The 20,608-nt window shown below is 73.6% G+C and carries 14 protein-coding genes; 3 read left to right on the top strand and 11 right to left on the bottom strand.

From position 1 onward, the window contains the following. From recD to AB4880_RS12465, 8 genes are read right to left on the bottom strand one after another with little or no spacing between them, the layout of a single operon-like run. Entirely contained in the window at positions 1-1,809 is a 1,809-nt protein-coding gene (gene recD / locus AB4880_RS12430) for an exodeoxyribonuclease V subunit alpha (protein WP_367919523.1), read from the bottom strand. Then, on the bottom strand, positions 1,806-5,183 hold the full coding sequence (locus AB4880_RS12435; protein WP_367919524.1) for a UvrD-helicase domain-containing protein: 3,378 nt from the start codon (positions 5,181-5,183) through the stop codon (positions 1,806-1,808). Before AB4880_RS12435 ends, recD begins: the two co-directional genes overlap by 4 nt. Then, the gene (recC, locus tag AB4880_RS12440; protein ID WP_367919525.1) at positions 5,180-8,566 is read right to left on the bottom strand and encodes an exodeoxyribonuclease V subunit gamma; all 3,387 of its coding nucleotides are present in this window, start codon (positions 8,564-8,566) and stop codon (positions 5,180-5,182) included. Before recC ends, AB4880_RS12435 begins: the two co-directional genes overlap by 4 nt. Positions 8,567-8,595: 29 nt before the next feature. Next, a complete protein-coding gene (locus AB4880_RS12445; RefSeq protein WP_367919526.1) occupies positions 8,596-9,777 on the bottom strand; it encodes a TetR/AcrR family transcriptional regulator in 1,182 nt (393 codons plus the stop codon). Beyond that, entirely contained in the window at positions 9,770-10,705 is a 936-nt protein-coding gene (locus tag AB4880_RS12450; protein ID WP_367919527.1) for a patatin-like phospholipase family protein, read from the bottom strand. The genes AB4880_RS12445 and AB4880_RS12450 overlap by 8 nt, the downstream gene beginning before the upstream one ends. Next, complete coding sequence (locus AB4880_RS12455) at positions 10,702-11,271, bottom strand: sugar O-acetyltransferase (protein ID WP_367919528.1); 570 nt, start codon at positions 11,269-11,271, stop codon at positions 10,702-10,704. The genes AB4880_RS12450 and AB4880_RS12455 overlap by 4 nt, the downstream gene beginning before the upstream one ends. Before the next feature lie 4 nt (positions 11,272-11,275). Next, a complete protein-coding gene (locus tag AB4880_RS12460) occupies positions 11,276-11,767 on the bottom strand; it encodes a PGPGW domain-containing protein (RefSeq protein WP_367919529.1) in 492 nt (163 codons plus the stop codon). Then, positions 11,764-12,255 (bottom strand): nuclear transport factor 2 family protein, encoded by a 492-nt coding sequence (locus AB4880_RS12465; RefSeq protein WP_367919530.1) that lies wholly within the window; start codon positions 12,253-12,255, stop codon positions 11,764-11,766. Before AB4880_RS12465 ends, AB4880_RS12460 begins: the two co-directional genes overlap by 4 nt. Before the next feature lie 49 nt (positions 12,256-12,304). Between AB4880_RS12465 and AB4880_RS12470 the strand changes: the two genes are divergently transcribed. After that, on the top strand, positions 12,305-13,882 hold the full coding sequence (locus AB4880_RS12470) for an adenylate/guanylate cyclase domain-containing protein (RefSeq protein ID WP_367919531.1): 1,578 nt from the start codon (positions 12,305-12,307) through the stop codon (positions 13,880-13,882). Here the strand turns inward: AB4880_RS12470 and AB4880_RS12475 are convergent. After that, positions 13,861-14,085 (bottom strand): hypothetical protein, encoded by a 225-nt coding sequence (locus tag AB4880_RS12475; protein WP_367919532.1) that lies wholly within the window; start codon positions 14,083-14,085, stop codon positions 13,861-13,863. The genes AB4880_RS12470 and AB4880_RS12475 overlap by 22 nt on opposite strands. 36 nt (positions 14,086-14,121) lie before the next feature. Between AB4880_RS12475 and AB4880_RS12480 the strand changes: the two genes are divergently transcribed. Beyond that, positions 14,122-16,578, top strand: a complete 2,457-nt coding sequence (locus tag AB4880_RS12480) for an FAD-binding dehydrogenase (protein ID WP_367919533.1) — start codon at positions 14,122-14,124, stop codon at positions 16,576-16,578. A gap of 97 nt (positions 16,579-16,675) precedes the next feature. Beyond that, positions 16,676-17,269, top strand: a complete 594-nt coding sequence (locus tag AB4880_RS12485; protein WP_367919534.1) for a hypothetical protein — start codon at positions 16,676-16,678, stop codon at positions 17,267-17,269. A 9-nt stretch (positions 17,270-17,278) separates the two neighbouring features. Here the strand turns inward: AB4880_RS12485 and AB4880_RS12490 are convergent, their stop codons facing one another. Together AB4880_RS12490 and AB4880_RS12495 are read right to left on the bottom strand one after the other, a co-directional pair. Beyond that, the gene (locus AB4880_RS12490) at positions 17,279-18,424 is read right to left on the bottom strand and encodes a zinc-binding dehydrogenase (protein WP_367919535.1); all 1,146 of its coding nucleotides are present in this window, start codon (positions 18,422-18,424) and stop codon (positions 17,279-17,281) included. Between the two features lie 76 nt (positions 18,425-18,500). Further along, a complete protein-coding gene (locus AB4880_RS12495) occupies positions 18,501-20,324 on the bottom strand; it encodes a phosphoenolpyruvate carboxykinase (GTP) (RefSeq protein ID WP_367919536.1) in 1,824 nt (607 codons plus the stop codon). Between the last annotated feature and the right edge of the window lie 284 nt (positions 20,325-20,608).

Here is a 20,608-nt window from a genome sequence, read left to right on the forward strand (position 1 = left end):
TCAGGCGCCCGGAGGCGCGAGTCGTTGCCGCAGACCGGTCGCCCGCTGCGCCGTCGTCGCCACCGCGGCCCGGACCGCGGCCTCGGAGCCGACGACCAGCAGACTCTCCCGTGCGCGGGTCACCGCGGTGTAGAAGAGCTCGCGGGTCAGCAGTCGCGATCCCTCGTCGGGCAGCAGGACGGCGATCCGCGTCGCCTGGCTGCCCTGGCTCTTGTGGATCGTCATCGCGTGCATGGTCTCGATCGCGTCGAGCCGGGCCGGCGCGAACGGACGCGGCGCCCCCGCACCGGCGATCCACGCGCGCGGGCGGCCGGACGGCTCGGTGACGACCACGCCGGTCTCGCCGTTGTAGATGTCGAGGGCGTAGTCGTTGGTGGTGACGAGGAGCGGGCGCCCGGCGTACCACGCGGTGCCGAGAGGGCCGCCGAGCTCGGCGGCGAGCCACTGCTCCACGTGGCGGTTCCACATCCGGACGCCGTAGGGGCCGTCGCGGTGGGCGCAGAGCAGTCGGAACCGCTCGATCTCGGCGAGCGCCTCGTCGGGGCCGGCGTCGACCGCGGCGGTGCGGACCGCGAGGGCGGCGGCGGTGCACTCCGCGCGGAGCGCCTCGACCGGGTCGTCGGTCTCGACGTAGGTGACCTCGCCGGTGCCGGCGCGCAGCACCTCGAGGACCCGGTCGGCCGCGTCGGTGGAGTCGTCGCGCAGCGCCGCCGCGAGCTGCTTGATCTGCTCGGTGGAGCGGTGGTTCTCGGTGAGCGCGACGACGGGCGAGTCGGGGTGGTCGGCGAAGCCGGCGACCAGGTCGGACAGCACCGCGCCCGCACCGACCGAGGTCAGCTGGCGCGGGTCGCCGACGAGGACCAGCCGCGCCTCCGGCCGGACCGCCTCGAGCAGCCGCGCCATCATCGTCAGGTCGACCATCGACGCCTCGTCGACCACGACCAGGTCGTACTTCAGCCGGTTGTCGCGGCCGTGCCGGAACCGGGTCTGGTTGTCGGGTCGCCAGCCGAGCAGCCGGTGCAGGGTCATCGCCTCCGGCGGCGCGAGCTGGTGCGGCCCGCTGCCGAGCGCGCCCAGTGCCCCGAGCTCGGCGCCGACCGCCTCCTGCAGCCGGGTCGCGGCCTTGCCGGTGGGTGCGGCCAGCGCGATCGACATCCGCCGCGCGTGGGCCACCGCGAACTGGTCGGCCAGCGCCAGCACCAGCCGCGCCACCGTGGTGGTCTTGCCGGTTCCGGGGCCGCCGGTCAGGACCGTCGTACGGTGGCGGGCGGCGTGCTCGACCGCCGCCGCCTGCTCGGCGCTGAGGTGGTGGCCGCTGACCCGCCGCAGGGTCGCGGCGAGGACGGCCGCGTCGACCTCGGGCGGTCCGAGCGCGGTGCGGGACGCGAGGTCGTCGGCGACCTGCCGCTCGAGGCGGTGGTAGCGGTCGAGGTAGACCAGGCCGTGCTCGAGGTGCAGCACGCCGGCCCCGACGAGCGCGGACTCCTCGATCGCGGTGGTCCACGTCTCGGCGTCGGGCCACGCCAGGTGGGCCACGTCGGCGGCGGCGTCAGCGGCGGGCGCGTCGGGGAGCTGCGGCAGGGCATCGAGGTCGAGGCCGACTGAGCCGCTCCGGACCGAGCGGACCGCGAGCGCGGCGGCGAGCCGGACCCGGTCGTCGTCCTCCTGGGCGAGCGCGGCGATCCGCTCGGCCACCCGTACGTCGGCCGCGTCGACCACGCCCGCCGCGTTGAACGCGCCGAGCAGGCCCACGCTCCCGCGCGCGATCCGCGGGTCGTGGGGGCCGGTGGGCTCGAAGATCTCGGTCATCGGGTCGCTCCGTCGAGGAGGTCGGACAGCTCGGCGACCAGGGCCGCGGGCGGCTGCCAGGTGAAGACGCCGCAGGTCTGGCCGTCGACGCGCGGGGTGTCCGGTCCGCACATGCCGCGCAGGTAGAGGTAGACGACGCCCCCGAAGTGTCGCTCGGGGTCGTAGCCCGGCTGCCGCCACCGCAGGAACCGGTGGAGGACGACGGCGTAGAGCAGCGCCTGCAGCGGATAGTCGGAGTGGCCCATCGCCTCGTCGAGCGCCGCGGGACGGTAGGCCGCCGCGCTCAGCGGGCCGTCGAGCTCGTCGGCCGGGGGCCCCAGCCAGTTGGTCTTGTAGTCGACGATCACGTAGCGCGCGTCGCCCGCCCCGTCGCCGGGAGCCTGCAGGCGGAGCACGACATCGACCGAGCCGGTGAGATAGCCACGCAGGACCTGGCCGCCCAGGAGCGGGTTGTCGAGGTGGTCGGCGTAGGCCCGGACCGGGTCGCCGTCGGGCAGATGCTTGCGCAGCAGCGCCCCGATCTCGCCGAGCAGGACCGTCGTCGTGCGCGCCGCCGCCGTGTCTCCGCCGGCCAGCGGCAGCTCGAAGTCGAGCTCGCACAGCCGGTCGCGGACGCCGATCCGGCGCAGGGTGGTGTCGTCGAGCAGCGGCCCCAGCGGCGTGTCGAGGACGGCGAGCAGCGCGTCGGCCAGCACCTCCGGGTCGAGCGGGACCGGCCACCAGGTGAGCTGCTCGTCGATGTGGCCGAGCAGCTCGGCGCGCGGGTCGGCAGCGCCCGGGTCGGCGTGCTCGAGGACGGCGTGGACGAGGGAGCCGAAGGTCGCGCCGACCGGCAGCGCCGCCATCGGCGAGGGCACCGACCGCGCACCGTCGGCGTCGGGGGCGTCGACGGCGAGGGCGTCGGGCAGGTCGGGAAGCAGCTCGTCGTCCTTGGCGGCCACCTCGGGCTCACTGCCGACCGCGGGCTGCGCGTCGGGGGCGCCGAGGTCGACCCGGCTCAGCGCGGAGTAGGACGTCCGTCGCCACTCGGTGTCGACCGCGCGGGTGAACGTCCGGGCGCTGAGCGCGCCCTGCGGCTCGACGGGCAACGCGGCGTCGAGGGGCGCGGGCACCGCGACCTCGGGCATCGGCCCGCCACGGTCGCGCCAGGTGGCGAAGAGGGCGGTGACGGTGTCCTCGTCGGGCAGCGGCGGGAGCGGAGGGACCTCGGCGGCCAGTCCGGATCCGTCGGCGGCGGTCTGGCGCAGCAGCATCCGGTGCAGCGGGGACGCCTCGGCGTTGCGGGTCGGCGCCCACCAGGCGACGACCTGGCTCTGCGCGCGGGTGAGCGCGACGTAGAGCAGCCGCAGCCACTCGCCGGCCTCCTCGTCGGCCCAGCGGCGGCAGTGGTCGGCCCAGTGAGGGCCGGATCCGCCGACGTCGAGGCAGCGCCGTCCGGACTCGTCGTGGAAGAGCGGGCGGTCGGGCTTGCCGACCCAGCGGTCGGCGAGCGCGGGGAGATAGACGATGGGGTACTGCAGGCCCTTGCTCGCGTGGATCGTGACCAGCTGCACGGCGGCGGCGTCGGAGTCGAGCCGGCGGGTCCGCTCGGCGCCGCGGCCGTCGCGGGCCTCGAGCACCTGCTGACGCAGCCAGGCCAGCAGCGCCACCGTGCCGAGCTGGTCGCGCAGCGCGACCTCGTGGAGCACCTCGCCGATGTGGCGGATGTCGGTGAGCGTCCGCTCGCCGCCGATCTGGCCGAGCAGCCGGGCCGGCATGCCGCCCGACGTCGCCGCCTCGAGGACGGCGGCCACCCCGCGCCGCGCCAGCGCCTCGGACCAGGACCGCAGCCGGTCGCCGAGCTCGTCGGACAGGTCGTCACCGCCGTTGTCGAGCGCCGTCGCGTCGTAGCCGAGGAAGCAGGTCAGCGCCGCCGCCCGCACCCGCGGCGTGCGGTGCGGCTGCTCGAGCGCCTCCAGCAGGGACAGCCACTCGGTCGCGGCCGGCGTCGCGAAGACGCTGCCGCCGCCCGCGATCACCGCGGGCACGCCGACCTCGAGCAGTGCCGCGCGCGATGCGGCGAGATCGGCATGGCGGTAGCAGATGACCGCGAGGTCGCTGGGCCGCAGCGGCCGCCCGTCGAAGGTCGGCCCGCTGGCGAGCAGCGCCCGGATGTCGTGGGCCAGGTCGCGGGCGATGTGCGGTCGGACCTTGCCGACCGGCAGCGCCGCCGAGCCCCGCTTGCCGAACGTCTCGCGCCGCACCACCCGCATCCGGAAGGGCGCCGGCTGCGGCGCGCCGACCAGGCGCGACTCCTGATGATGCGCGGTCACGTCGTGGACGACGATCCGCGGGTCGCCGAGCTCGGCGCCGCCGAGCAGCCGCTGGAAGGCGTCGATGAGCCCCGCGTCGCTGCGCCGGTTGACGCCGAGGGTCTGCTTGACCTGGGCGGTCTCCGCCGCCGCGAGGTAGGTCGTCACGTCACCGCCGCGGAAGGCGTAGATCGCCTGCTTGGGGTCGCCGATGAGCACCATCGTCGCGTGGCCGGTGAAGGCGCGGTCGAACACCTGCCACTGCACGGGGTCGGTGTCCTGGAACTCGTCGACCAGCACGATCCGCCACCGCGCCCGCATCCGCGCCCGGGCCGGCGACTCGGGGGGCTCCAGCGCCTCGGCGAGCTGCGAGAGGAGGTCGTCGTAGGACAGCACACCGAGCCGTCGCTTGCGCCGGTCGAGCTCGGCCCGGACCGCCGCGGCGAAGGCCACCTTGCGACCGGCCGGCTGGTCGCGCGGGACGTCGACCGGCTCGAGGTGGGCCTGCGGGTCGGCGACGACGGCGCGCGCGATCGCGAGCGCCTCGGCGTGGGTGAACGTCGGCGCCACGGACGTCTGCGCGAACGCCCGCAGGTAGAGGTCGTCGACGACCTCGACCAGCATGTCGTCGAGGTCCTCGACCAGCCGCGCCCGCGCGTCGGTGTCGCCCGCGACGCCGAGCGAGTCGAGCACCAGCGAGCAGAACTGGTGGATCGTCGCGATCGTCGCCGCGTCGAAGTCGGCCAGCGCCTGCACCACCCGCCGGTGCCGCAGCCGCCGCTCGTCGGGCGTGCCGTCGAGGAGCTGCTCGATGACGTCGGTCGGCGCCTCGTCGGGCGTGCCGGCCAGGGCGCGCTCGGCCTCGACCAGCTGGTGCCGGACCTGCTCGCGCAGCTCCTGGCTCGCCGCGCGGCCGAAGGTGACGACGAGCAGCTGCTCGAGCGGCACTCCCTCCTCGGCGACGTAGCGCGTCACGAGCGCGCCGATGGTCCAGGTCTTGCCGGTGCCGGCGCTCGCCTCGAGCAGGGTGGTGCCGGTGGGCAGCGGGCCGCGGATGTCGAACGGCGTCATCGGGGTGTTCACAGCTGCCCCACCTTCTCGGCGCCGGCGAGCAGGGGCTCCCACAATGTCCATGCGTAGGACGGCAGCCCGGCGTCGATCAGGGCGGTGATCGGCGCGGAATGCCCGTAGATGCGGCGATGTGCGGGCTCGTCGTCCTCGCCCTTGATGCCCCACTGGTTGAACGGGTCGGTCACCCACTCCTTCTCGGCGGCGACGACCGGGTCGATGTCCATGCCGCGCAGCTCCTTGGCGCGCGCGTCGGCCCAGGCGTACGCCGTGCCGAGCGGGATCGGCAGCGGACGGGTCAGCCCGGCGTCGTAGAGCGCGACCAGCGCCTGCAGCCACTCCAGCGCGCGGTGGTCGAGCGGACCGACCAGCCCGCGCTGGGGGCCGGCCTTGGCGCGGGCGACGGCGTGGCCGGTCCAGTTCTGGTCGGGGTGGGTGGCGCTGAGCGCGAGGACGTCGAGCCACGACGCGAGCCGCTGCTTGGGCTTGAGCCGCGAGTAGGACAGCGAGACCACCTGGTTGCCGTAGACCCGCGGCACCGTGCCGGTGAGCCGGCGTCCGTCGCCCAGGTCGACGTCGACGTCGATGGTGCGGGGGGTGCCGGCGCGCAGCGGCGCGCTGCGCGAGAAGAGCGCCTGACACTCGGTGACCACGTCGGTCAGCGCCGCCCGGCCGAGGTCGAAGGGCGGCAGCGAGCCGCGCAGCTGCTCGGCGGTCATCACCGCGGTCGCGGTGGCGGCGGGGTCGTCGGCGGCGAGCACCTCGCGGAGCAGCCGGTCGCCGATCTGCCAGACCTCCAGGCCGTTGAGCGCGACCGGGATCGCGTCGGCGACCTGGTCGGGCTCGAACGGCGTGGCGACGTCGAGCCGGCGGCGCAGGAAGGTGCGGGCCGGGCGGTGCACGAACTCGACCAGCTCGGCGAGCGTCACGTCACCCGCCCCGACCGGCGGCAGCGCGTCGTCGAGGAAGGACGGCGGGACGACCCGCTCGGTCACCGACGCGCGCGCACCGGCCAGCGAGGCCCGGTCGAAGCTGAACGGCCCCGCGGGCGTCAGCACCCCGGACAGGTGGTTGCGCGGGTCGAAGGCCTGGAGCGGGTGCCGGGTGACGACGGCCGCGCGGACCGGCGCCGCGGTGGTGCGGTCGAGCGCGTCGAGCAGCTCGCCCAGCGGTACGGCGGGCGGCCGCTCCTGCCCCGTGTGCTCGGCCGCGCCCGTGTAGGTGACGATCAGCCGCTCGCCCGCGGCCAGGATCGCGTCGAGCAGGAGCTGGCGGTCCTCGCCGCGCAGGTCGCGCTCGCCGACGAGCGGCCGCCGCGCGAGGACGTCGTCGCCGTCGACGCCGCTGGTGCGCGGGAAGACGCCGTCGTCGAGCCCGACCATGCAGACGACCCGGTGCGGCACCGATCGCATCGGCGTCATGGTGCAGACGGTGAGCATGCCGGTGCGGAAGCTGGCGCGCGTCGGCCGGCCCGACAGCCGCGCCTGGAGCAGCGCCCGGACGTCGGCCAGCCGCAGCGGCACGTCGGCGCCGGTCTCGTCGGCGCTCGCGCGCGCCCGGGCCAGCTCGCGCTCGAACTGCGGCAGCTGCCACGCGTCGTCGGCGTCGACCTCGCAGAGGTCGCGCACACCCGTCGCCACCGCGCCGAACCAGTCGTCGGCCGCCTGCGCCCTGCCGAGCGCGTCGAGGCACCCGCCGAGGCGCGCGACCGCCTCGCTGAGCCGGCCGACCAGCTCGATCTCGCCGCTGGCGATGTCGTCGACGGGCAGCCCCCGCCCGACGTGGCGGTGGTCGTCGTCGCTCATCGCGACGCCCAGCAGCAGCCGGTCGAGACCCGCGCGCCAGGTGTTGTGCTCGAAGCCCTCCATCGCGTAGGACGCCCGCTGGCCCGCGTCGACGCCCCACCGGATGCCGGCCTCGGCGACCCACCGCGTCATCCGCGCCAGGTCGTCGTCGGTGAACCCGAACCGCCGCCGGCACACCGCCCGCGACAGCAGGTCGAGCACCTGGGACGCCGTCGCCCGACCGCCCGCGAGCTCGACCAGCGCGACGGCCACGCCGAGCAGCGGGTTGGTGCTGCTGGCGGCCCGGTCGGCGAGCCGGACCCGTAGCCGGTGGGCCGGATGCAGCCCGTCGTCGGCGCTCTCGCCCGCGATCAGCTCACCGAGCCCGAAGCCGGCGGAGATGAGTGGCGCATAGGTCTCGATGTCGGGGCACATGACGAGGATGTCGCGCGGCTCGAGCGTCGGGTCGTCCTGCAGCAGGCCCACGAGCACCTCGCGCAGCACCTCGATCTGGCGCGCCGGCCCGTGACAGGCGTGGACCTGCAGTGAGCGGTCGTCGGCGGCCACCGCCCGCGCGGCCCGCACCTGCGCGGACGGCGCCCGGTTGGCCAGCAGGTCGGCCTGCAGCCACCCGAGCAGGTCGCCCGGCGGCGCCGGATCGGGCGCGGCGCCGGCGTCGTGCGCCTGGCCCGCGCGGACCCGCGCACCCAGCACCGTCGCCAGCTCGCGCGCGTCGCGGCCCAGCGAGGCGAGCAGCGGATGACCGGCCAGCTCGGCCGACAGCGACGCATCGCGCGGGCCGACGTCGACGCCGGCGGCCGCGACGGCGTCCCACAGGGCCGCCGACGGCTGGGCCAGCCACAGGTGGACCTCACGATGCGCGGCCAGCGCGACGAGCAGGTCGATCTCGGTCTCGGGGAGCCGGGTGTGCCCGAACAACGAGAGCCGGTCGGGCAGGTCGAGGCCGTCGACCTCACCGGCCCGCAGCGTCGCGCACACCCGCGCGTGCCGGACGTCGGGCGGCTCGGCATGACCGGCCGCGGCCATCCGCGCCAGCAGCCGGCGCCAGAGCTCGGCCTCCCACCGCAGGTCGTCGGCCAACGGCCCTCCGGCGCCGTCGGAGTCGCGGCCCTCGCGCCAGTCACGGACCAACGCCGGCCGCTGCCCGGCGTAGGACGTGAACAGCTCGGCCAGCCGTCGGGCGACCGACCACCGCCGACTGCGCCGCAGCTCGCCCTCGTCGCCGTCGAGCCCGTGCCCGAGGTGGGCGGCCAGCGTCGCGCACCACGCCTCGCCGAGGGAGTCGTCGATGGTGGCGAGCACCGGCCAGACCAGCCGGTCGGGGTGCCACGGGTCGTCGCGGTCGCGCCCGAGCAGCAGCCCGATCAGGGAGGACGGCTGGAGGAAGCGCACGCCCGCGCAGACCCCGTCGCCGCCGCGCCCGCCCGCCCCCAGCCGGTGCGACAGCCGCTGGGTCAGCCAGCGCTCGACGCCCTTCGCCGGCACCACCACGACCTCGCTCGCGAACGGGTCGTCGAGCGGCACGGCCAACAGCCCGCCGAGCTCATCGGCGAGCAGGTCGGTCCGCGCGGCGCGGTGCAGGTGGAGGGTCATCGTGGCCGAGGCTAGGACATGGGTCCGACTCAATCGCGAGGGCTGTCCCCCGGCAGGCCGAGCACCGCCCGGCCGGCCCGGTGCAGCACGGCCCGCTGCGCCGGCGCCGACAGCGGCAGCCGCCGGCGCATCGCGCTGACGACGGTCTGCGTCGAGCGCACCAGCGCCTGCGCCTCCGCCGTGGTCAGGTCGTCGCGCGCCGCCGCCAGCAGCACCGCCCACTCGTGGACGTAGTCCTGCTGCGCCCGCCGGATCGGCGCCCGCTCCTCCGGCCGGACGTTGCCGATCTCGGTGAACAGCGGCGTCAGCGCGTCGCGCTGCGCGACATTGATCCGCACGAAGGACGCGAGCGCTCCGTCGAGCGCGAGCGCGGGGTCGTCGGTGCCGGCCAGGACCGCCGCGAGGTCGAAGGACATCGCGTCGAGGCAGCGCATGATGACCTCGACCAGGATCGCCGACTTCCCCGGGAAGTGGTGGTAGAGCGTCGGCCCGGTGATGCCGGCGGCGGCGCCGATGTCGTCCATGCCGACCGCCTCGAAGCCGCGCTCCGCGAACAGCCGCACCGCCGCCGAGAGGGCGGCCTGGCGCCGCGACGCCGGCAGCATCCCGGGCGACGCCTCCTCCAGCACCGGCGCGGCGTCGGCGAGGACGGCGGGCAGTGCTGCGACCGCCGAGGCGGCGGCGACCATCAGCCCGCGGGCCCGCGCCGGCTCGACCTTGGCGCGCTCGTAGGCGCGCGCGCTGTCGAGGAGGTCGTGCGCGGCCGCGGCGAGCAGTACGACGTCGGCCTCCCCGAGGTCGGGGCGCGCGGCGCGCAGTGCGTCCCGCAGGGCGGCGGTCGCCACGTCGTACCGCTGCGCGAGGACGACGCGCACCTCGGGCGCGAGGAGCTGCTCGTTGCGCTGCCACAGCGAGGGCGTGCGCCGCGGCCGGAGCAGGACCCCCGCCGCCCGGTCGAGGACGGCGTCGAGCGGACCGCCCGCCGCATAGGCCTCCTCGAGCTGCGCGAGCTCGAGCTCGATGGCCGCGACGAGCAGCTCGGCCTTGCCGGCGAAGTGCCGGTAGAGCGCCGAGGCGGTGATGCCGACCTCCGCCGCGATGTCGGCGACGAAGGCGTCGTGGAAGCCGCGCTGGGCGAAGTGGCGCGCCGCGGCCGCGACGATCTGCTCCTTGCGGTCGCGCGGCCGGCGCTGGGCGGCGACCTCAGCCATCGAGGAACGCGTGCATCACCGCACGCCCCTGCTCGATCGCGGCGTCGATGACGCTGAGGTCGGCGCTCAGCCGGGACACGTCGGGCGAGCCGAGGGGCGGCCGCACCTCCATCAGCGTCGGTACGTCGGCCGACGTGCCGGCCGCGAGCCGCAGGTCGTCGTCGGCGTACGTGCGGTGGCGTCCGATGTGCGCGGCGCCCGCGGCCCGCCCGTGCCGCAGGAAGTACGGCGCCAGCAGCAGCCGCTCCAGCCGCGACGGCGGTACGGCGCGCTGGTCGGCGCGGCGGGTGCGCAGCACCAGCACGTGGGTGGCGCCCTGGGCGAGGGCGGTCCGGAAGGGCACGCCCTCGGAGAGCCCGCCGTCGACGTACGTCCGATCGCCGACGCGCACCGGACGCCCGGCCAGCAGTGGGATGCACGAGCTGGCGCGCAGGGCGGTCTGCGCCCCCAGCCGGTCGGTGACATACGGCGCCAGGTCGGCCGACTCGCCCGTCACGGCGTCGGTCGCGATCGGGTGGAAGCCGATCGGGTTGGCGACGATCGCGTCGAAGTCCATCGGCGTGATCGACTCGTAGACGTGGTGCACCAGCCGGCGCAGGTCGACGATCGGCCCGCCCCGGAACATCCGCCGCGGATCGGTCACCTTGGCGGCCGCCACCTCCGGCCAGGCCCAGCTGCGCAGCCACTGCTGCGCCTCGCCGCTGAGCAGCCAGGCGCCGTTGAGCGCGCCGCCGGACGTGCCGTAGACGTCGTCGAAGGCGTCGGTGAGCCCGGCCTCGTCGAGCGCGAGCGTCATCCCGGCCGAGTACGCCGCGCGGCTGCCGCCGCCCTCGATCGCCAGCGCGATCCGGAGGCCGTCGTCGCGCCGTCCCGGCCGGCTGCCCGTCCGCTGCCGGTCGGCGAGAGCCGTGAGCAGCGGGACGCTCATGCCGGGAGCTCCCGGACGACCCGTGCCGGGCGCCCTGCCGCCAGCACCCCTGCCGGCAGGTCGCGGGTGACGACGGATCCCGCGCCCACCACGGTGTTCGCGCCGATCGTCACGCCCGGACAGACGATGACGCCGCCGCCGAGCCAGACGTTGTCGCCGATCTCGATCGGCAGCGCCGACTCCCACTTGTCGCGGCGCGGACCGGCCTCCAGCGGGTGCAGCGGCGTGAGCAGCTGGACGTTGGGGCCGATCTGGACGTCGTCGCCGATCACGATGGGCGCCACGTCGAGCGCGACCAGCCCGAAGTTTGCGAAGCAGCGCGCGCCGAACCGCAGCTGGCTGCCGTAGTCGACGTGCAGCGGCGGACGGATCGCCGTCTCCTCCCCCACCGCGCCGAGCAGCTCGCCCAGCAGCTGGTGCCGGCGCGACCGCTCGCGCACGCCCGTCGCGTTGTACGCCGACGCCAGCTCCTGCGCGCGCTCGTACGCCTCGATCAGCTCGGGGTCGTCGGCCAGGTAGAGCTCACCGGCGAGCATCCGCTCGCGCATGGTCGGCTCGTCGGGCATCGGCTCAGTCGTCCTCGTGATGCCGGCGCTCGTCGGCCTCGCTGATCTCACCCTCGAGCGCGGCCCGGGCCTCCGGCTTGCCGTGGAAGCGGCGGTAGGAGTAGACGATCAGCGCCAGCGCGATGACGCACGAGAGCAGCAGCGTGACGCCGGTCCAGACGCCGCCCGGGAGCCACCAGTGCTCCGCGATCGGCCACCAGTCCGGGGTGTCGGGGTCGACCAGCCACACCACGCCGAACCCGCCGATGGCCAGCGCGCCGAGCGTCGACATGACCACCCGCGGGAGCGTCTCGACACCCTCGGCCGCGGCCCGCAGCGCGCGCAGCAGCACCGGGTCGAGCAGCCGCTCGGCCCAGGTGTACTGCTGCGACAGCACGGCCAGACCGGCCGCCATCAGCAGCAGTCCGGGCCCCGGCAGCACCAGCGCGGCGATGCCCGCGACCAGCAGGAGCCAGCCGAGGATCTCGAGCAGCAGTCGCTTGGCGGCGCCGGTCACCGGCCATCCCCGTACTTGTCGAGCCAGGCGAGCACGTCGTCGTCGGCGTTGTCGTGCGCGGCCGCGATGCGCGCCCACTTCTGCGCCATCGCGTGGAAGCGCAGCGGGTTGTAGACGTCCTCCTCGCGGGAGAAGAGCCCGTCGCCGGCGTAGGTCATGATGGTGATATTCGGCTCGACGAGCTCGGTGCCGTCGCCCGGGTCGGGCATCGGGTTGAGCACCTCGCACACCAGCCGGCGCGCGTCGGCGTCGACGACCTGCCAGGTGATCGGGAACTCCGGCATCAGCCGCCCCGGGTACGACGTCATGGTGCGCACCGCCCACGCCCGGATCTCGTCACGGCCGTGGAACGTACCCATCGCGTGCTCGACGTACACGGCGTCGGGGGTGAACAGGTCGGCGTAGCCCGACCAGTCGCCACTGGCGGCGAAGCCCGCGACCTTCTCGTGGAACGCGGCATACGCCTCGGTGATCTCAGCCGCGGTCATGAGGTCGATCCAATCAGATGCCGCCCAACGACGCCCTAGGATTCCCGTCATGCCGCGTCGGACTCCCCCAGCCCGGCGCAGCCCCTTCGGCTCGCGGATCCTCGGCCCGCGCGACCAGGCGCCGCGCCGGCTGCGGGTGCGGATCCAGCTGCTGCTCACGCTGATGCTGGTCAGCACCAACCTGATCGGCGCGCTCGTCGTGTTCGTCATCAACACCTGGGCGATCCCGTCGCCGCCGCCGACCGAGCGGATGGTGGTCGCGCTCGCGATCGCCATCCCGACGTACGTCGGCGTGGCCGCGGTGGTCGGCGCGATCTGGGGCACCACGATGTCGCTGCGCGCGCTGCGCTGGGCGACCCAGCCGGACGTCGACCCCGACCGCACGCAGCGGATGCGGGCGCTGCGGGTGCCCTTCCACCTGACCGCGATCCAGTTCGCGATCTGGATGGTCGGCACCGTGCTGTTCACCGCGCTCACCGTGGCGCTCCAGTCCTCGCGCACGGTCGGCACCGCGCTCACGGTCGGCATCGGGGCGGTCGTCGTCGCGGGCATCTCCTACCTGCTCACGGAGTTCTCGCTGCGGCCGATCGCGGCGCGGGCGCTGAGCGACGTCCGCGTCACGCACCGGCTGCGCGGCGTCGGCGTCGGCCCGCGGATGGCGATCTTCTGGACCCTCGGCACCGGCGCGCCCGTCGTCGGCCTGCTCATCACCGGGATCCTCGCGCTGACGCCCCACAGCGATGCGACGCTGCACCAGCTCGCCGTCGTCACGATCATCGTCTGCGGCGCGGTCCTCATCTTCGGCTTCCTGCTCACCGACCTCAACGCGCGGGCCGTCGTCGCGCCGCTGCTGTCGGTGCGCGACGCGATGCGCGCGGTCGAGGCGGGCGACCTCGACACCGACGTCGTCGTCTACGACGGCACCGAGCTCGGGCAGCTGCAGAGCGGCTTCAACGACATGGTCGCCGGGCTCCAGGAGCGCGAGCAGATCCGCGACCTCTTCGGTCGCCACGTCGGCCAGGAGGTGGCGGCCGCGGCCGCCGCGATCGGCGCCGGCGAGATCGAGCTCGGCGGCGAGACCCGCGTCTGCTCGGTGCTCTTCGTCGACCTGGTGGGATCGACGACGTACGCCACCGAGCACGGGCCGACCGAGGTCGTCGGCGTCCTCAACCGGTTCTTCGGCGTGGTCGTCGACGAGGTCGACCGCCACCACGGGCTGGTCAACAAGTTCATCGGCGACGCCGTCCTCGCCATCTTCGGCGCGCCCGTCGAGCACCCCGACCACGCCGCGGCGGCGCTCTCCGCGGCCCGCTCGATGGCGGCCCGACTGGCCGCCGAGGTGCCCGAGGTGGGCGCCGGCATCGGCATCGCGACGGGGCAGGTCGTGGCAGGCAATGTCGGCCACGAGCAGCGCTTCGAGTACACCGTCATCGGCGACGCGGTGAACTCCGCGGCCCGGCTCACCGACCTGGCGAAGGACGCCCCGGGCGGCGTGCTGGCCGCGTGGGCGTCGGTCGAGGCGGCCGATCCGGCCGAGGCCGCGCATTGGCGGCCGCACGGCGAGGTGGTGCTGCGCGGGCGGTCCGCGCCGACCCGGCTGGCGGTTCAGGTGGACGCGCCCGCCTGATCGGCGAGGGTCACGGCGAGCCCGGCGATGAGGGCCTCGACGCCGGCGTCGTACATCTCGAGGTCGCGCAGGTGCCCGATCTCGCTGCCCGCGGCCGGCGCCGGCTGCGCGTCGTCGGGGCGGCTCCGCGCCCACGGAGCGAGGGCGAGGAGCTCGAAGGTGCGCGGCAGTGCGACGGCCAGGTCGCGGTAGGAGCGCAGCACGCGCCGCGCGAGCTGCTGCCAGCGCTCGTCGGTGCGGTGCTCGTCGGTGCGGTGCTCGTCGCGATCCTCGGCTACCGGCAGATCGACATCGGCGCGCGGGTGCTCGCCGTCCTGATGTCGCTGGAGGTGCTGATCCTCGTCGTCCTCGCGGTCGCCGTGCTGCTCCAGGAGGGGACGTCCCACGTCTCCGCGCAGCCCTTCGCGCCGAGCGAGGTGTTCGCCGGCGGGATGTTCGTGCTGGCGCTGGGCGCGTTCATCGGGTTCGAGGGCACGGCCATCTACGCCGAGGAGGCACGCGACCCCGAGCGGACCGTGCCCCGCGCGACGTACGTCGCCGTCGGCTTCCTGGCGCTCTTCTACGGCTTCATCAACTGGGTCGCGGTGGCCGCGCTCGGGGTGTCGGGCGTCTCCGACGTCGCCGCCTCGGACTCGTTCCAGGGCCTGTACTTCCAGCTGGCCGACAGCTACGTCGGCCCCTGGGCGAAGACGACGATGGACCTGCTCATCGTGACCAGCATCCTGGCGGCGACGGTCGCCTTCCACAACGCCACCTCGCGCTACCTGTTCGCGCTGGGCCGGGACCGGGTGCTGCCCGCGGCGCTGGGCGCGTCGCACCCGCGGTTCCGGTCGCCGTCGCGGGCGAGCCTGCTGACCACGGCGTTCTCGATGGTGCTCGTCCTGATCACGGTCGCGCTGGACGGCGACCCGTACCTCCATCGTGACACCCGCGCTGCCACGCCCGGTGACACCGGGTGTGGCAGGCTCCGGGCTGTGACCGAGGGCGCTGTGGACATGGGATTCGAGCCGGACGCGATCGTCGTGGGAGCCGGCCTGGCCGGGCTCGTCGCGACCTACGAGGCGACGCGCGCGGGCAAGCGGGTCCTCGTGCTCGACCAGGAGAATCGCGCCAATCTCGGCGGTCAGGCGTTCTGGTCGCTGGGCGGGCTCTTCCTCGTCGACTCGCCCGAGCAGCGCCGGATGGGCATCAAGGACTCCTTCGAGCTGGCCTGGCAGGACTGGCAGGGCTCGGCCGGCTTCGACCGGCTCGCCGCCGGCGACGACGGCGTGCCCGGGCAGGACCACTGGGCGCGGCAGTGGGCCGAGGCCTACGTCCGCTTCGCCGCGACCGAGAAGCGCTCCTACCTGCGCGAGCTGGGCCTGAAGGTCCTGCCCTTCGTCGGCTGGGCCGAGCGCGGCCGCGGCGACGCGTCGGGGCACGGCAACTCCGTGCCCCGCTTCCACCTGACGTGGGGCACCGGGCCCGAGGTGGTCCGCGTCTTCCTCGAGCCGGTGCTCGAGGCCGAGGCCGTCGGCCTGGTGCGCTTCGGCTTCCGGCACCGCGTCGACTCCCTCGTCACCGACGGCGACGCGGTGGTCGGCGTCCGGGGTGCGGTGCTGGAGCCGTCGCCGGTCGAGCGGGGCTTCGCGTCGTCCCGGGTGGCGGTCGACGCCTTCGCGCTGCGGGCGCCGGCGGTCGTCGTCACGACCGGCGGCATCGGCCACAACCACGACCTGATCCGCGCCAACTGGCCGGTCGACCGGCTCGGACCGGCGCCGAAGCACATGATCAGCGGCGTGCCGGCGTACGTCGACGGGCGCGGGCTCGGCATCGCCGCCGACGCCGGCGCGCGGCTGGTGAACTCCGACCGGATGTGGCACTACACCGAGGGCATCCACAACTGGGACCCGATCTGGCCCGACCACGCGATCCGGATCATCCCCGGCCCGTCGTCCCTCTGGTTCGACGCGACCGGCCGACGCCTGCCCGCCCCGAACTACCCCGGCTTCGACAGCCTCGGCACGCTCGCGACGATCGGCGCGACCGGCTACGACTACACCTGGTTCGTGCTGACGCAGTCGATCATCGAGAAGGAGTTCGCGCTCTCGGGCTCGGAGCAGAACCCCGACATCACCGGCAAGGACCTGCGCGTGATGCTCAAGGCGCGCCTCGCCAAGGGCGCCCCCGCGCCGGTCGAGCGGTTCAAGACCGACGGCCTCGACTTCGTCGTCGCGTCCTCGCTCGAGGAGCTCGTCGACGGGATGAACGACATCGTCACCGGCGACTCCCCCGCCCGCGGCCCGCGGCTCGACGTCGAGGTGCTGCGCCGCCAGATCGCCGCGCGCGACCTCGAGCTCGACAACGGCTTCAGCAAGGACTTCCAGCTGATGGCCGTCAACAACGCCCGCCGCTCCCGCACCGACAAGCTGATCCGCGTGGCGAAGCCGCACAAGATCCTCGACCCCGAGCACGGCCCGCTGATCGCCGTACGGCTGAACATCCTGACGCGCAAGACCCTCGGCGGCATCGCCACCGACCTGTCCTCCCGGGCCGTCTCCGCCACCGGCTCGGTCATCCCCGGGCTGTACGCCGCCGGCGAGGTCGCCGGTTTCGGCGGCGGCGGCGTGCACGGCTACAACGCGCTCGAGGGCACCTTCCTGGGTGGCTGCATCTTCTCGGGGCGGGCCGCGGGGCGGGCGATCGCGCGGGGCTGACGGAGTTCTCCACAGGTTGCCGCACGGCCCTGGGTCGCGCGCCGGATCTGTGTCAGCATCGTGCTCGTCCGACACATCGACCGAGGAGGTGACCACGGTGAGCAACCTGCAGTTCTGGAGCCTGCTGGGCGTCTTCAGCGCCGTGATGTCCACCATGCTCGGCATCACCACGCGTCACATCCTGTCCGCGTTGCGCGCCGAGACTCAGGCCGTCGAGGCGCGGCTGAGCGGGCGGATCGACGCCTCTGACTCCACGTTCGAGGCGAAGTTCGACGCCGTCGACGCCAGGTTCGACGCCGTCGATGCCAAGTTCGAGGCGAGGTTCGACGCCGTCGACGCCAAGATCGACGCCGTCGATGCCAAGTTCGAGGCGAGGTTCGACGCCGTCGACGCCAAGTTCGAGGCGAAGTTCGACGCCGTCGACGCCAAGTTCGACGCCATCGACGCCAAGTTCGAGGCGAGGTTCGACGCCATCGACGCCAAGTTCGAGGCGAAGTTCGACGCCGTCGACTCCAGGTTCGACGCCCTCGGCGCCAAGATCGACGCGATCGATGCGAAGTACGACGCCAAGACCGACCACGTCGCGGCCCTGTGCGGCGTCCGCTTCGACGCCATCGAGCACCGCCTCGGCTCGGTCGAGGACGACGTCAAGATCATCAAGGCCCATCTGCTGCGGCCACCCGCCGCCTGACGCCTGATCTCAGCGCGCCGGATCCACCAGGATCTTCGCGTGCCGCTCCGGATCCCGTAGGTCCTCGAACGCCCCCGCGACGCCGTCCAGCCCCACGGTCCCCGTGATCAGCGGCCGTACGTCGACCTTCCCCGACGCGATCCACTGCAACGTCTGGTGGAACTCGCTCGGGTCGTAGGCGAACGCGAAGCGCAGGTCGATCTCCTTGTTGATCGCCATCGACGGCCGGAAGGCGTCCTCACCCATGCAGACGCCGACCACGACCACGCGCGAGAGCAGCGGGGCCGAGGAGATGATGTGCTCGATGATCCCGGGCACGCCGACGCACTCGAAGACGACCGGGCCGCGCGGCGTCGCGCCGACCTTCTCGGCGGCGCGCATCACGTGCGCCCACGGCAGCAGGGGTACGGCGCGCAGCTTGTCCATCGCGTCGATGCCGAGCTCGGCGAGGGCGATCGCCTCGGTGAGGTAGCGCGAGTCCGCGAAGGACGACCACGGCGAGACGGTGGCCGGGTCGACGACAACGTCGGCGCCCATCCGCTCGGCGAGGGCGCGGCGGCCGGGCGAGAAGTCGCTGGCGATGACGTGACGGACGCCGGTCGCCTTCAGCATCGCGATCACGGCGAGGCCGATCGGGCCGCAGCCGATGACGACGGCGGTGTCGCGCGCCCCGACCTGCCCCCGCCGTACGGCGTGCAGCGCGACGGCCATCGGCTCCGTGAGCGCGGCGGCGTCGGCGTCCAGCCCGTCCGGCACCCGCATCGCCATCGACGCGTTGACCAGCACCTGCTCGGCGTAGCCGCCGGAGGCCTGGGCGGTCAGTCCGGTCAGGTGCACGTCGCGACCGCTCTTGAGCACCGGGAGCGCGACCACGCGGGCGCCGAGCGGGAAGGCCCTGCGCGTCTTCGGCCCGTAGTCGACGACCGTGCCGACGAACTCGTGGCCCATCACCACGCGGTCGGTGGAGCGCATGAACGCGTCGTAGCCCAGCGTCGCCACGTCGTCGGCGAGGTCGTCGCAGTGCACCCGCGCGTGCAGGTCCGAGCCGCAGATGCCGCACCGCTCGACGTCGAGCAGCACCTGCCCCTGGGTGGGCACGAGGTCCGGAAGGTCCTCGACGGTCAGCTGGGCCTGGTGGCAGACGACGGCGCGCATGAGCGCAGCCTAGGGGCCGGCAACGCACAGTGCCCCGGCTCGACGAGCCGGGGCACTGTGGACGTACGGGTGAGGCTCAGGCCTCGTCGAGCGCCTTCGCGACGCGACGGTGCGCCTCCCAGATCTCCTCCGGGAGACCGTCGAACTGCGCGAGGTGCTTCTCGCGGAAGCCCATCTCCTGCTGCCAACGCGGGACGTCGATCGTCAGGAGCGTGTCGAGGTCGGCGAGCGCCTGCTCGTCGAGGCCCTCGAGGTTGAGCTCCTCGCGCTTCGGCAGCACGCCGACGGCGGTCTGGACGCCCTCGACCTCGCCGTTGAGGAACTCCATGAGCCAGTTCAGCGGCCGCAGGTTCTCGCGGTAGCCGGGCCACAGGAAGCGGCCGTCGTCACCGCGCTGGAACCAGTTGACGTGCGCGAAGATCGGCTTCGTCGTCGCCCGGCCGATGACCTCGAGCCAGTGCGCGGCGTAGTCGGCCTCGGAGTACGACATGAACGGACGCATCGACATCGGGTCGTAGCGGAGCACGCCCTCGAGGCCGTCGGCCGCGGCGGTCGCCTCGGCGCCCAGGGTGAGGCCGTCGTAGACGCCCTCGGCGATGTCGGTGATCGCGCGGATCAGCGGCTCGCGGTCACGGGTACGGCCACCGAAGATGATGCCGTGGATCTCGACGCCCTGCGGGTCCTCGAAGTCCTTGGCGACGTTGGGGACGTTGGCGAGGGTGGTCGTGAAGCGGCTGTTGGGGTGCGCCCACGGGTCGTCGGCGTGCTCGGGAGCCCGGTCGGCGATGACCTCGCCCTTCCAGTCCTCCCAGCCGTCGAGGTCGGTCGGCTTCTCGCCGCGACCCTCCCACCAGACCTCCTGGGTCTTCGTGTTGTACGCGACGTTGGTGAAGATGGCGCCGGTGCCCTCGACGATCGAGTCGATCGCCGTCGGGTTGGTCTTCTCGTTGGTGTCCTTCGCGACACCGAAGACGCCGTTCTCCGGGTTCATGCCGTAGAGCTTGCCGTCGTCGCCGACCCAGATCCACGCGATGTCGTCGCCGTAGAACTCGACGTAGTAGCGGTCGCCCAGGGCGTCGGGGGCCAGCGTCATCGCGAGGTTGGTCTTGCCCGAGGCCGACGGGAAGCCACCGCAGATGTTGTACTTCTTGCCGGTCTGCTTGTCGGTGATGCCCAGCAGCATGAACTGCTCCACGAGGAAGCCGTTCTTCCAGCCGTCGTAGGAGCCCTGGCGCAGACCGTGGGCGATCTTGCCGAGCAGCGCGTTGCCGCCGTACGACGAGCCGAAGTGCAGGATCGTGCGCTCGTCGGCGACGGTCACGAAGTAGCGCTTGTCGTCAGGCGTGCCCTGGCCGAGGTTCTCCAGGTCGCCGGTGACGTGCACGGCCTTGACGAAGGAGTCGCCGAGTTCGTTGACGTACTCGACGCCCACGCGGGCCATGCGGATCATCTGCATGACGACATTGCGGTTGTCGGTCAGCTCGACGCCGGCGGCGAACTTCTCGACCGGCGAGCCCTTCGGCGACATGAGGTAGGGGATGACGTACATCGTCTTGCCCACCGAGGCGCCGGTCATCAGCTCGACGAGCTTCGGCTTCATCTCGGCGGCGGGCTTCCAGTTGTTGTAGATGCCCTTGTCGGCCTCGTTGGAGGTCGCAACGATGGTGCGCTCCTCGGCGCGCGCGGTGTCCTTGTAGTAGGACCGCGAGTAGTAGCGACCCTCGCCGGCGGGGAGGAGCTCGCCCGCGTCCAGTGCCTCCTGGATCAGTCGGGCGTCGTCGGCCGCGGACACGACCTCGATGCGCTCCGCACCCGTGATGTTGGCCCAGTGTGCGACGTACTCACGAACGTGGGGGTTGGTGAGACCCGCCTCGTCGAGCGTCCGCTCCACATCAACCATTTGCCTTCGCCAGCCTTTCGGTCCTTGTCAAGGTGTGGGCACGCTACCCCACAGCCCACCCGGTTTCTTCCGGGGTTCGAATCGTGCGATCCGGGGACACCGTCGTCCGCGTGACAGTCACCATGACACCCGTTTTGCGCTGACGCACATCGGCGCCGACCCCGTCCGTTCACCTGTCAGTACCCGGTTTCGCTTTTGATCGATCGAATCGGGAGACGAACCCCGGCCGCCCCCGCCGATTCGGCCGGTCGCGGGGACGCCACGTACAGTGCTGACCGAAGGGG

Origin of the sequence: Nocardioides ginsengisoli, assembly GCF_039537225.1 — a bacterium.
GTDB lineage: Bacteria > Actinomycetota > Actinomycetes > Propionibacteriales > Nocardioidaceae > Nocardioides > Nocardioides ginsengisoli.

What these genes read in the sequence shown, in the direction of transcription:
- recD (WP_367919523.1), bottom strand. Translation starts at nt 1,809, where the DNA reads ATGACCGAGATCTTCGAGCCCACCGGCCCCCACGACCCGCGGATCGCG.
- recC (WP_367919525.1), bottom strand. Translation starts at nt 8,566, where the DNA reads ATGACCCTCCACCTGCACCGCGCCGCGCGGACCGACCTGCTCGCCGAT.
- AB4880_RS12445 (WP_367919526.1), bottom strand. Translation starts at nt 9,777, where the DNA reads ATGGCTGAGGTCGCCGCCCAGCGCCGGCCGCGCGACCGCAAGGAGCAG.
- AB4880_RS12450 (WP_367919527.1), bottom strand. Translation starts at nt 10,705, where the DNA reads ATGAGCGTCCCGCTGCTCACGGCTCTCGCCGACCGGCAGCGGACGGGC.
- AB4880_RS12455 (WP_367919528.1), bottom strand. Translation starts at nt 11,271, where the DNA reads ATGCCCGACGAGCCGACCATGCGCGAGCGGATGCTCGCCGGTGAGCTC.
- AB4880_RS12465 (WP_367919530.1), bottom strand. Translation starts at nt 12,255, where the DNA reads ATGACCGCGGCTGAGATCACCGAGGCGTATGCCGCGTTCCACGAGAAG.
- AB4880_RS12470 (WP_367919531.1), top strand. Translation starts at nt 12,305, where the DNA reads ATGCCGCGTCGGACTCCCCCAGCCCGGCGCAGCCCCTTCGGCTCGCGG.
- AB4880_RS12490 (WP_367919535.1), bottom strand. Translation starts at nt 18,424, where the DNA reads ATGCGCGCCGTCGTCTGCCACCAGGCCCAGCTGACCGTCGAGGACCTT.
- AB4880_RS12495 (WP_367919536.1), bottom strand. Translation starts at nt 20,324, where the DNA reads ATGGTTGATGTGGAGCGGACGCTCGACGAGGCGGGTCTCACCAACCCC.